Origin of the sequence: Thermococcus radiotolerans (assembly GCF_002214565.1) — an archaeon.
GTDB classification, from domain to species: Archaea; Methanobacteriota_B; Thermococci; order Thermococcales; family Thermococcaceae; genus Thermococcus; species Thermococcus radiotolerans.
Map to the genome: position 1 here is coordinate 1,398,411 of NZ_CP015106.1, position 12,531 is coordinate 1,410,941.

At 57.5% G+C, this 12,531-nt stretch carries 9 protein-coding genes; all 9 read left to right on the top strand.

The window, feature by feature from the left end; translation table 11 throughout:
* Positions 1-350 precede the first annotated feature (350 nt).
* The 9 genes from A3L10_RS07800 to A3L10_RS07840 all read left to right on the top strand — a co-directional run bounded on the left by A3L10_RS07800 (position 351) and on the right by A3L10_RS07840 (position 12,404).
* On the top strand, positions 351-587 hold the full coding sequence (locus tag A3L10_RS07800; protein WP_088867087.1) for a hypothetical protein: 237 nt from the start codon (positions 351-353) through the stop codon (positions 585-587).
* A gap of 108 nt (positions 588-695) precedes the next feature.
* Positions 696-1,823, top strand: a complete 1,128-nt coding sequence (gene fbp, locus A3L10_RS07805; protein ID WP_088867088.1) for a fructose-1,6-bisphosphate aldolase/phosphatase — start codon at positions 696-698, stop codon at positions 1,821-1,823.
* A gap of 122 nt (positions 1,824-1,945) precedes the next feature.
* A complete protein-coding gene (gene glpK / locus A3L10_RS07810; protein WP_088867089.1) occupies positions 1,946-3,436 on the top strand; it encodes a glycerol kinase GlpK in 1,491 nt (496 codons plus the stop codon).
* 238 nt (positions 3,437-3,674) lie between these two features.
* Positions 3,675-5,174, top strand: a complete 1,500-nt coding sequence (locus tag A3L10_RS07815) for an NAD(P)/FAD-dependent oxidoreductase (RefSeq protein ID WP_088867090.1) — start codon at positions 3,675-3,677, stop codon at positions 5,172-5,174.
* On the top strand, positions 5,164-6,414 hold the full coding sequence (locus A3L10_RS07820) for an NAD(P)/FAD-dependent oxidoreductase (protein WP_088867091.1): 1,251 nt from the start codon (positions 5,164-5,166) through the stop codon (positions 6,412-6,414). The genes A3L10_RS07815 and A3L10_RS07820 overlap by 11 nt, the downstream gene beginning before the upstream one ends.
* A complete protein-coding gene (locus A3L10_RS07825; RefSeq protein WP_088867092.1) occupies positions 6,407-6,772 on the top strand; it encodes a DUF1667 domain-containing protein in 366 nt (121 codons plus the stop codon). The genes A3L10_RS07820 and A3L10_RS07825 overlap by 8 nt, the downstream gene beginning before the upstream one ends.
* A 119-nt stretch (positions 6,773-6,891) precedes the next feature.
* Complete coding sequence (gene gor / locus A3L10_RS07830; protein ID WP_088867093.1) at positions 6,892-8,850, top strand: glyceraldehyde-3-phosphate:ferredoxin oxidoreductase; 1,959 nt, start codon at positions 6,892-6,894, stop codon at positions 8,848-8,850.
* A 65-nt stretch (positions 8,851-8,915) separates the two neighbouring features.
* The gene (locus tag A3L10_RS07835) at positions 8,916-10,178 is read left to right on the top strand and encodes a phytoene desaturase family protein (protein ID WP_088867094.1); all 1,263 of its coding nucleotides are present in this window, start codon (positions 8,916-8,918) and stop codon (positions 10,176-10,178) included.
* A gap of 63 nt (positions 10,179-10,241) precedes the next feature.
* Complete coding sequence (locus A3L10_RS07840) at positions 10,242-12,404, top strand: ABC transporter substrate-binding protein (protein ID WP_088867095.1); 2,163 nt, start codon at positions 10,242-10,244, stop codon at positions 12,402-12,404.
* The last annotated feature ends 127 nt before the right edge of the window (positions 12,405-12,531 follow it).

Genomic DNA, 12,531 nt, shown 5'->3' on the forward strand with positions numbered 1-12,531 from the left:
TTTTGGTGAAGCTTTTTCTAAAAGCTTCCTTCGAAAGCGCTGACGGAAAATTAGTGCATTTTTTAGGTCGTTGACGTCTTGAGAGGGTTTTTATTCTTGCTTCTTTGTGGGGTTTCACTCTCCGAACGGCGTCCTTCGGACGCCAAAAACAAAGTAGAACTGCTTGAAATGCCGTATTTGTGAGATGAACCCCTTTAATCCTGATACTTTGTTAGTGCACGACTGATTCTTGCCCTCTTGGCAAGAAAGGTACTTCTTTCGCCAGCCTTTCTTAAAGGCTGTGGACAAAGCTTCAGCGCCGGCGGAAGTTTTATTAACTTTGACTTATAAAAAGTTTACGAGGTGATACCATGGAGGAGCCCGTAGTTATTGGAAAAGACAAATTCAAGATAAGCGAGGATGAGACTGCCAAGAGGGAGCTCCGCATAGTTAAGGTCAGCGACGACGTGATTCAGGTTCAGGAGGAGGTTCACGGCATCATCGCCCTAGTCGGTGCAAGCTCAAGCGTCAACATCAAGAAGGAGGAACTCAAGAACCTCATAAAGGTCGCCAAGGAGGAGTTCGGCTGGACCGACATCTGCGAATGAATCCCCTTTCCATTTCTGTGGAGAATTTGCCGCCCGTCTGGTATCATCGGCGGTGATATTAACGTTTTATAAGCATAAAAGTGCTTAAAAGCCATCGAGGTGATTGCCATGGCAGTTGGAGAGAAGATAACGATCAGTGTTATAAAGGCAGACATCGGCGGCTGGCCGGGCCATTCAAGGGTTCACCCCCAGCTCGTCGAGACCGCCGAGGAGGTTCTTGCCAAGGCCCAGGAGGAGGGCACCATAATAGACTTCTACGTCGCCACCTGCGGCGATGACCTGCAGCTCATCATGACTCACAAGAAGGGCGTCGACAGCTCCGAGATACACGGCCTCGCATGGAGGACCTTTGAGGAGGCCACCAAGGTCGCCAAGGAGCTCGGCCTCTACGGAGCCGGTCAGGACCTCCTCAAGGACGCCTTCAGCGGCAACGTTCGCGGAATGGGGCCGGGAGTTGCGGAGATGGAGATCACCCTGAGGAAGAGTGAACCGATAGTCACCTTCCACATGGACAAGACCGAGCCTGGAGCCTTCAACCTGCCGATATTCAGGATGTTCGCCGACCCGTTCAACACGGCCGGCCTTGTCATTGACCCGAACATGCACATGGGCTTCCGCTTTGAGGTCTGGGACATAAAGGAGCACAAGCGCGTGATCCTCAACACCCCGGAGGAAATCTACGACCTCCTCGCCCTCATCGGAGCCAAGAGCCGTTACGTCATCAAGCGCGTCTTCCCGAAGGAGGGCCACAAGATAGCCAAGGACGAGCCGGTCGCCGTCATCAGCACGGAGAAGCTCTACGAGATAGCCGGAGAGTACGTTGGAAAGGACGACCCGGTGGCTATCGTCAGAGCCCAGAGCGGACTACCGGCGCTCGGTGAGGTTCTCGAGCCCTTCGCCTTCCCGCACCTGGTCAGCGGCTGGATGAGGGGTTCCCACAACGGCCCGATCATGCCGGTTCCGATGCACCAGGCTAACCCGACCAGGTTCGACGGTCCTCCAAGGGTCGTTGCCCTCGGCTGGCAGATAAGCCCAGAAGGAAAGCTCGTTGGCCCGGTTGACCTCTTCGACGACCCGGCCTTCGACGGCGCCAGGCAGAAGGCCGTCGAGATCGCCGAGTACATGCGCAGACACGGTCCGTTCGAGCCCCACAGGCTCCCGATGGAGGACATGGAGTACACCACCCTTCCGGGGGTTCTGGAGAAGCTCAAGGACAGGTTCGAGCCCGTCGAGTGATCCCCCTTTTCCTTTCCTTGCCTCCACTCTTCTCCCCGTAAAATCTTATAACCCGTGAGCACCATAGCCGTCAATATACACCCTCCAGCCAGGGAGGATAGCAATGTACATCGGTGGTTGAAATGGGCGAGGATAAGTTCATTCTCTCCCTCGACGAGGGAACCACGAGCGCCAGGGCGATAGTCTTCGACAGGGAAAGCAACGTCCGGGGCATCGGTCAGTACGAGTTCCCGCAGCACTACCCCAGGCCCGGCTGGGTCGAGCACAGGCCGGATGAGATATGGGAGGCCCAGATGAGGGCGATCCGAACGGCCCTTGAGAGGGCAGGAATCGGGCCGGAACAGATAGCGGCAATAGGCATCACCAACCAGAGGGAAACGACTATAGTGTGGGACAGGGAAACCGGAAGGCCGGTCTATAACGCCATCGTATGGCAGTGCAGGAGAACCGCCGAGATGGTGGAGGAGATAAAGAGGGAATACGGGGACGTGATCAAGGAGAAAACCGGCCTGGTTCCGGACGCCTACTTCTCGGCTAGCAAGCTCAAGTGGCTCCTCGACAACGTTCCGGGGCTCAGGGAAAAGGCCGAGAGGGGAGAGGTTCTCTTCGGGACCGTGGATACCTTCCTCATCTACCGCCTCACAGGGGAGCACGTGACCGACTACTCCAACGCTTCCAGGACGATGCTCTTCAACATCAAGAGGCTCGACTGGGACGACGAGCTGCTGGAAATCTTCGAGATTCCAGAAGGGATTCTCCCCGAGGTCCGAGAGTCGAGCGAGGTATACGGCTACACAAAGAGGGAACTCCTAGGGTCAGAGATACCCGTGAGCGGAGACGCCGGCGACCAGCAGGCGGCCCTGTTCGGGCAGGCCGCTTTCGAAGCGGGAATGGTGAAGGCCACCTACGGAACCGGGAACTTCATCCTGGCAAACACCGGCAAAACCGTCCGCTATTCCGATAACCTCCTCACCACGATAGCATGGGGCCTCAACGGAAAGGTCACCTACGCCCTTGAGGGGAGCGTCTTCATAACCGGGGCGGCCGTGCAGTGGCTCCGCGATGGAATAAGAATAATAAAGAGCGCCGGGGAGACCGAGGAACTCGCAAGGAAGCTCGAAAGCAACGAGGGTGTTTACTTCGTCCCGGCCTTTGTAGGCCTCGGGGCGCCCTACTGGGACCAGTTCGCCAGGGGTTTGATAATCGGCATAACGCGCGGAACCGGAAGGGAACACCTGGCGAGGGCGACTCTGGAGGCGATAGCCTACCTGACCCGGGACGTGATCGAGGAGATGGAGAGGCTCGTTGGCGTAAAAGAACTGCGCGTTGACGGGGGAGCGACGGCGAACGACTTTCTGATGGAGTTCCAAGCAAACATACTCGGAAAGCCCGTCATAAGGCCCGTCGTTAAGGAAACAACCGCCCTCGGAGCCGCTTACCTGGCGGGACTGGCCGTGGACTACTGGGGCGGCATGGAGGAGATTAGGGACCTCTGGAAGGCCGAGAGGATCTTCGAACCGAAGATGGACGCGGAGACCAGGGAGAGGCTCTACCGCGGCTGGAGGGAGGCCGTGAAGAGGGCGCTGGGATGGGCAAAGGTTACCGGAACCTGATGGGACAACCGCCCGTCCCTTAACTTTTACCGTTTCACATGAAGTGGGAAGGTAAACAGTTTTAGCGAGCCGCCGAAAACAGGGGAAGGACACTTCAGTCCATTCTCCCAATGTTCACCAATGTGCTACCTCCTTATGCTCAGATATGTTCTCTACGCGCCGCTGGCAGGAACTTGAGGTTTAAGAAAGCTTTAAAACGAGAAAGACCCTTTCTTAAGTCAGTTGGGAGGGAGAAAGAATGAAGACACGGATCGCAATAATCGGTGCCGGCGTCGTTGGAGCGTCGATAGCGCGCGTTCTCAGCCAGTACGAGGGACTTGAGGTTCATCTAATCGAGAGGAACGTCGACGCGGGGATGGGCGTCAGCAAGGCTAACACGGGCATAATCCATCCAGGACACGAGGACGACCCCGGAAAGCACCCGCTGAGGGCTAAGCTCTGCGTCGAGGGGAACAGGCTCTGGTACCAGTGGACAAGGGAGCTGAGAATTCCCGCGAAATGGCCGGGCGAGCTCATGGTCGCCCTCGAAGAGGAGGACATGAAGGTGGCCGAGTACTACCTGGAGCTTGCACAGAAAAATGGCGTTCCGGGTGTCAGGCTCGTTGACCGGGAGGAGCTTCTAAGGATTGAGCCCAACGTCAACCCAAATGCCGCCGGAGCGCTGTGGGCACCGACCGCTGGAGTCATGTCATCCCCAATGGCAGCGGTGGCACTCACCGAGAACGCCGTTGACAACGGGGTCAGGTTTCACCCGGAGACCGAAGTGCGTGGAATAAAGGTGGAGAACGGTGAGGTAAAGGGCGTTGAAACGAACCAGGGATTCATCGAAGCGGACATCGTGATAAACGCCGCGGGCCTCTACGCGGACAGAATCTCAGCCATGGCTGGCATAGACTACTTCACCATACGCCCCAGGAAGGGCGAGTACTACATCTTCGACGACGATGCCGGGCCGAAGGTCAGGAGGATAGTCCACCAGACGCCCACTCCCACGACGAAGGGCGTCTACGTCATCACCGAGATGAACGATGGGGTGATGATAGGGCCCACCGCCGAGGACCTGCCGGAGGATGCAAAGGACGACACCTCGACGACCAGGGAGGGACTGGAGTTCGTCTGGGAGATGGCGAAGAAGCTGGTTAAGGGACTGCCTCCCAAGAGCAAGGTCATAAGAACCTTCGCGGGCCTGAGACCAGAACCACCCGACGGAAGGTGGATAATAGAGGCCTACGACGACCCATGGGGCTTCATGAACGTTGCCGGGATAAGATCGCCCGGACTCACCGCTGCGCCCGCAATAGCGCACTACGTGGTCAAGGAGCTGATTGGGGGCAAACTGGACGTAAAACTGAGCAAAAAGTCCCACTGGAACCCATACAGAAACGCATTCTGGTTCAAGGCCCTGCCGAGAGAGAAACAGGCGGAGCTGATAAAGAGGAACCCCGCCTACGGAAGGGTCATCTGCATGTGCCGCACGATAACCGAGGGTGACATAGTGGACATAATACATCGCATGAAGAGGATGGGCGTTAAGACCATCACCCTCGATGGCATCAAGCTGAGGAGCGGCGTCATGTCAGGGACCTGCCAGGGCTCGTACTGCAGGGTGAGGATAGCCAGCATCATCGCCAGGGAAACCGGAATTCCGCTCTGGAAGGTTACCCTGAAGGGAGAGGGGACGGAGTACGGCATTGGCGACATAAAGGTTCTCCTGAGGGGGGAGAAGGATGAGGAGTGAGTACGATGTCGTTGTCATCGGTGGCGGGCCGGCCGGTCTGGCCGCCGCAATAAAGGCGAAAGAACTGGGAATGAGCGTCCTCCTCATCGAGAACAGGGAATTCCTCGGTGGCATTCCGATGCAGTGCGTGCACCCGGGCTTCGGGCTCCACTACTTCAAGGAAGACCTGACCGGAACGGAGTTCATACACCGCATACTCGAAAGGTTCCGCGAGATGAATGTGGAGTACTACACGAACGCCCACGTCCTTGAGATAGTGCCGTACTCCTACAGGCACAAGATCCTCAGGGTGGTGACGGAGGAGGGACTCTTCGAGGTCAGGGCAAAGACCGTCATCTACGCTGCCGGCGCCAGGGAGAGGCACATGTTTGAGATAGGCATAACCGGCCACAGGGTTGCCGGGATATACACCGCCGGGGAAGCCCAGACCATGATGGACATCTACGGGGTAATGCCCGGGAGGGAGATAGTCATAGTCGGTTCAGGAGACGTTGGCCTCATAATGGCGAGAAGGTTCACCCTCGAGGGTGCCCACGTCAAGGCGGTTATAGAACTCATGCCCTACCCCGGTGGACTGACCAGAAACGTCGTCCAATGCTTAGAGGACTTCGGAATCCCCCTCTACCTGAGCCACGCCGTAACGAGGGTTGAAGGAAAGAAGAGGGTCGAGAGGGTCATCGTGACGAAGGTTGACGAGAACCTCCGGCCCATTCCCGGAACTGAGGAGAGCATAGAGTGCGACACCGTCGTTCTGGCAGCTGGCCTTGTCCCGTATCTCAAGGTCATAGAGAAGGCCGGAGTGGAGATAGACCCCGCCACCAATGGGCCGGTCGTCAACAGCTACCTCGAAACCAGCGTTCCGGGAATCTTCGTCGCAGGGAACGCCCTCGTCATCAACGACCTCGTTGACTACGTCGTCGAGCAGGGAGAAGAGGCCGCCGAAGGGGCGTACGAGTTCGTCAAAAACGGCGGCCTGCCGGCGCTCAAATGGAGGAAGCTCGTCAAGGGAAGGAACATCAGACTCGCCGTGCCGCACTATCTGGCGGATACCAAGGACGTCACAATCTACGCGAGGGTTGCAGAGCCGGAGGAGAACGTCAAGCTTCGCTTCCCGGAGATTGGAAAGGAGATACGGCTGCCCCTCGTGAGACCCTCCGAGATGATAAGGGTGAAGCTGAAGGGGGAGGAGATAGCCCGGGCGAAGGGAAGAATCACGATGGAGGTCGTTCGGGATGAGTGAGGTCAGGAAGTTCAGGCTGACCTGCATCGTCTGTCCCCTGGGCTGTACAGTGGAAGTTACCATGGAGGGGGACAGGATAACCGGCGTCAAAGGCTTCACCTGCCCGAGGGGCGAGGAGTACGCGATTCAGGAGATAAGGGAGCCGAAGCGCGTGGTCATGAGCGTCGTGAAGGTGAAGGGTGGAACCTTCCCAACGGTGGCCGTTAAGAGCGACAGGCCGGTTCCTAAGGAGCTTATACCGAAGATCATGAGGGAGCTCGCGGAGGTTGAGGTCGAGGCACCGGTTCGCGTTGGACAGGTCATCGTGGAGAACGTCCTCGGAACCGGGGCGAACATAGTGGCCACAAGGGCGGCTTAGCAGGGAAAGCCCCCAAGAAACCACCACTTTATTTGTTAAGGGCAAAACGCAGCGCAACTCTCAAAACTCTTAAATACATTAATTGTAAATAACACTGGGAGTGATACGGGGTGAGGGATATGAGGTTCACGGTTCTCAGGATCAACCTGGACGAAGGAAAAGTTGAAAGCGAGGAGATGGAAAAAGGTGGAATCTATGGGGTATTGGACTACGGCATAGAGGTTCATGAGAGTCTCGAGACATACGACCTCGAACCCTACGACCCGAAGAACGTCGTGGTCATGGGGATGGGGCCCTTCTCAGGTTCAACCCTGCCCGGGGCCCACAGGCTCATGTTCTTCTTCCGCTCACCGCTCTACGGAACGCTGTTTCCCTCCGCGATGGGTGGAGCGGCCTACGCCTTCAAGAACGTCGGCGTTGACTTCGTGACCTTCGAGGGCAAGGCAGAGAAGCCCGTCGTCGTTCTGCTCTACAACGATGGAGAGAGCGTGAGGGTAGAACTCCACGCGATAGACCTCGAGAAGGTCGTTGAGATATGGAGGGGCTACAAGGGCGAGGAGGGGGTCTATGCCCTCACCCAGTACCTGCTGGACACATTCGGAAAGAACTTCGATTTCGAGTACCGCATAGCCGTTGTAGGGCCCGCCGCTCTGAACACCAACTACGGCGCGATATTCTCCCAGGCTCTGCGGAAGGGAGAGAGACTTGTAGGCAGCGAGGACTGGGCCGCCCGCGGAGGCTCCGGAAGCGTTCTCCTGAGGGCGCACAACGTCGTCGGAATAATCTTCGGTGGGAAGCCAAGGAAGAGGCCCTTCCCCGGTGAGGACATCGGCAACTTCGGGACTTCCAAGGCGATTGTTGAGGGCGTTCACAAGAAGCCCTACAACGAGATAATAGCCGAGAAGACGACCAAATACCGCTTCAACCCCAAGCTCAACACAGGTGGAACCTTCGGCGGCAACTACCCGGCCGAGGGCGACTTCGTTCCGATACTAAACTGGCAGATGCCCTACATTCCAAAGGAGGAGCGCATAAAAATCCACGAAAACATCATGAAGCACTACTGGGAGCCCTTCAACGAAGAGGCCATAAAGCCAAAGAACTGGACGACCTGTGGCGAGCCGTGCCCGGTTGTGTGTAAGAAATACCGCCGCGGCCACCACGTCGAGTACGAGCCCTACGAGGCCAACGGCCCGCTGAGCGGAAGCATAAGCCTCCGCGCCAGCGACATAAGCGTTCACGCCGCTGATGCAATGGGCTTCGACGCGATAGAGTTCGGTGGAACCGCCGCCTGGGTCCTTGAGCTCGTCCACCGCGGCCTGCTCAAGCCGGAGGAAGTTGGCATAAGCGGAAAGCCTGAGTTCACGAAGGAGGCACTCCTCGAGCGCCCGGTCGAGGCGAGTGAGGTCAACGCCAAGCTTGTGGCTGAACTGGCACACCGCGTTGCCTTCGCCGAGAACGAGATAGCCAGGATAATCGGCCTCGGCAAGAGGAAGGCGAGCGTGATCTTCGACGAGCGCTTCAAGGACAGGCTGAAGTACGGCGAGAGCTTCAAGGACTACGGCGTCTTCGTCCCGCTCGGTGAGAACGGCGAGATGACGCCGACGATGTACTGGGCGATAGGCAACTACATACCTCTCCCGATTCAGGGAAGATACTGGACGTTCTATCAGTTCGGCGTCTTCCTCGAGCCGGAGGAGCTGGCGAGTAAGATCATAGCCAGCGCCCTCTGGGAGTTCTGGTACGACAACGTCGGCTGGTGCCGCTTCCACAGGGGGTGGATGAAGCCCGTCCTCAAGGCGCTCTTCATGGACGCCTACGGGGAGAACGTTGACATGGAAGAGCACGCCAGGAAGCAGCTCAAGAGGCTCATAGAGTACGCGAGGAAGGCCGGCTACACACCATCCTTCTGGGACTCGATGCGCGTTATAGACCTCGTTTCAGCGGGAAGCGAGGAGTTCGGAAACGAGCGCTGGGCCGAGAGGTTCAGGGTTGACAAGGTAGGCACCGCCAAGGAGTACCTTGAGAGGGTTCTCGACGCCTACAGCGAGGCCCTCGGTGTGGACTGGAGGCTCTGAGTTTTTTCTTCCTTTGGGAACAATCCTTATATTCCCCTCTTCCCCCAGGTTTTCAGGTGAGAAAAATGAGGGCAGTTGTAATAGGCTCCGGAATCGGCGGCCTTCTGACGGCCTCGTTCCTGGCCAAAAACGGTTACGATGTCACCGTCATCGAAAAATCGCCCTACATCGGGGGTCGCTTCACGAATCTGGAATACAGGGGCTTCGGCCTATCGACGGGGGCATTTCACATGCTCCCGCACGGCGAGGACGGACCTTTGGCTCACCTCCTCAAGCTCCTCAACGCGGACGTTCAAATCGTGAACTCAAATCCGAAGGGCATGATCCTCTACGGCGGGAAGACCTTCCACTACCGCGATGGCTGGAAGTACCTGAGCTTCACCGAGAAGGCCAGGGCCATGAAGCTGCTCGCGGATATAAAGAGGAACAAACTGCCGACCGGTGAAGAGGCCGAGATGAGCGGCCGCGAGTGGATAAGGGAGAGGGTCGGCGACAACGAGTTCGTTGACCTCTTCATCAAAAGCTTCCTAGGCTGGGCCGACAGCGTCTTGGACGTTCCTGCCGGAGAGCTGGCGAGGGAGATAAAGGCGGCCCTGAGGTGGGGCGGGCCTGGTCTGGTGAAAGGTGGTTGCAGGTCGATTCCCGAGGCGCTGAGTTCGATAATCCTCGGCAACGGCGGAAGGATAATCACAAGGAAGAGGGCCGTTGAAATCGACGCCGATGCCAAGAAGGTCGTAACCTCTGACGGCGACGAGCTTCAATACGACGTGCTGGTTTCCAACGTCGGGATAAAGGAGACCGTCGAGCTGATCGGTAGGGAGAACTTCGACCGCGATTACCTAAAGCGGGTCGATTCACTGAAGCCGAGCGAGGGGATAAAGTACAACGTGGCACTGAAGGGTGGGCCGAGGATGGGCAACACCGTCGTCTTCACCCTCGACACCGAGAGGATAAACGGCTACAACGAGCCCTCCTCGCTGAGCCCGGAGCTCGCCAAGGAAGGCTACACCCTGATAATGCTCCACCACGCCCTCCAGAGCAGGAACGTCAAGGCCGAGCAGAGAAAGGGGATAGAGGACATCTACCGCATCTTCCCGAACCTCGATGAGGAAGGGGAAATCCTGCTGATACAGACATACCTCGATGGAAATCCCGTGAATAGAGTGGCAAGCGGCCAGACCGTTGAGGACTTCCCGATAGGCGATGTTTACATCGTCGGCGACGCCTACAAGCCGCCCGGAGGAATGGAGGTTGAAGGCATAGCCCTGGGGGTCATGAGGACTCTTGAGAGGCTCGGCCTGGGGAACTTTTCAGAGTGGTACCTCTGAATTTCCACATCCCCACCGAAACTCTTTTTTATCATTAGTTCGTACCATGAAACGTGGTGAGACATGAAGAGGGCGGCCGCTGTTACACTCGTTATGCTTCTCCTTCTGACGGCCCTTCCAATGGTGCGTGCGGACCGGAGCGATCCCTTCAAGCTCCTCGGCCTCGAGTACTACCGGGACTGGGACTCCGTTGGGGAGATTTCGAACCTCACGATGCACGGCCTCATAGAGTTCGCCAGGAACAACGTGAGCGAGGAGTCCCAGTACCGGGACGTGATGAGGCTCATAGCGGCCCTCCACACCTACGAGAGCACAAGGATAGCGCTCATCGATGCGGGAAGGTTTTACATAGCCAGCAGTCGTGTGGAAAGCCCCCTCTACGATCCTTACAGGGGCCTCGACGTCAGATGGACTCCGATGACGGCCAAAACACCTGACGGGCTTTTAAGGGCTGCGTTCATGGTCTACACCTGCGGCGTCCACCGGCCCTTCAACCCGGTGGCGGGTCTCGACCATTATCCGGCGCAGTTCCTCAGCAGGGCGTTCGACAGGGGTGCCTACCTTTCCAACGGCACGTACGTCCCGTACAGATGCACCTGGGAGATAAGCGAAAAATCCGGAACCGTTCCATCGGGGGCGGTTCTCTACAACCAGACTTTGGGATGGGTGAGCGTCCATGGGGGCGAGGACTACAGCGTCTCGATAACCTACCGCTGCGGCCTCGGCCAGTGGCAGAACGGGGCGTGGATGAGCGGGGAGGACATCAAGAACTACATAGCGTTCCTCTACACCTGGGCCTACGAGGACTTCCAGGGCGACCCCTACTACGAACCGAAGCTGGAACTCGCGGAGAACCTGTCAAACATCGTGGGATTCTCCTTCAACGGGAGCTCGTACACGGTCTATCTGAGGGTGAGGGAGCCACTGGTGGACGATCTCCTCGCCAGTAAATACCTGTTCTACCCCCAGCTTCCGTGGGAGCTCTACTGGGCCATGGGCGAGCTTGTGGCAAACGAGGGACGCTATGAGATATACGGCACCAACTACGTTTTCATCCCGGAGGAGCTCTCGAGCTGGGGCTATCCAGAGAACGATTACCCGGTAGACCTCTTCGACAACAAGTCTCTTGAAGACCTAGATAGGGTCATTGTTAAGCTGATGACTGGAAAAGGGCCAGATATTCCCGGGATAGACTGGAGAAAGGCCTTCGTCAGGTTCATCCTCGACAGGACCTTCCACAGCATCTACGGTCACTTCCTCGTCGGGAACGGCCCTTACGTCTTTGCCGAGGCAGTGCCGGAGAGCATTTTCTACAGGATGGAGCGCTTCAAGGGCTGGCGGGACGTTGTTGGGGGCACCCTGCCCGCGGAGGGGAGCGCCGAGACGATATACTGCGTGGGAGCACTTTACGCAGAGGGGCTCATCGAGAAAGTTGCCGCCGATGAATACGACGTCTTCTTGGAGGGTTACTCGACCGACCACTACCAGAAACTGCAGGAGTATGCCAAGGAGGGAAAGATCAAACTCTACCGTGCCTCCGATGGCGTGTACGGGGCAGTTTTGAACCCTGCTGAGGAGAACGGTCTCCCTGTGGTAACGGACGAGTATGGAAAGCTGCACTTTAACCCGTTCGCCATCAGGGAGGTGAGGCTCGCCCTCAACTACATCATCAACAGGAGCGAGCTCGCTTCGGAGATTCCCGGGGCGGTTCCTGCATTCGACAGGCTCGGCCCGTTTCATCCGGGAGAAGGCATCGTGGGGAATGTCTACGGGGCCTTCAATCTAACTCCAGGGGGAGACCCCGACTGCGGCATGGCCCTTTTCGAGAGGGGGATGGAGAAGGCGAGACTTATGCTCAATGGCACGAACCACACCCTTGAGAAAATCAACGGAACCTGGTACTTCGACGGAAGGAAGGTCGAGATAATCCTCGCCGTGGAGGAGAGGAATCCCCGCTACCGGGAGCCCCACACGCTGGAGGTTGGAAACTACCTCATGAGGGTCTTCCAGAGGCTGGGCTTTGAAGTCCGTCTGGAGTACTGGGACATTTACCACATGTACGGATGGATATCCAAGAACGAAGGTGCCTGGCACGTCTACGTCATGCGCTCCTGGCCGCCGTCTTCACACTGGACGGCGAGGCCTCACTTCGTTCCGTGGAGTTTCATTGACGTGCCCTCGGAGGTGACCGTGGGAGAGCTGCTCCGCCACCTCTCGGAGGGATGAGGGCCCGTTAGCTTTACCTTTGCCAACTTATTTTCCCTCCCCCCGAACCTTTTTCCAGTGAACAGCCCTGGCTCCTAACGAACGTTTTTATCCTCCCCCGCGTATCTATACATCCCGGAGGTGATGC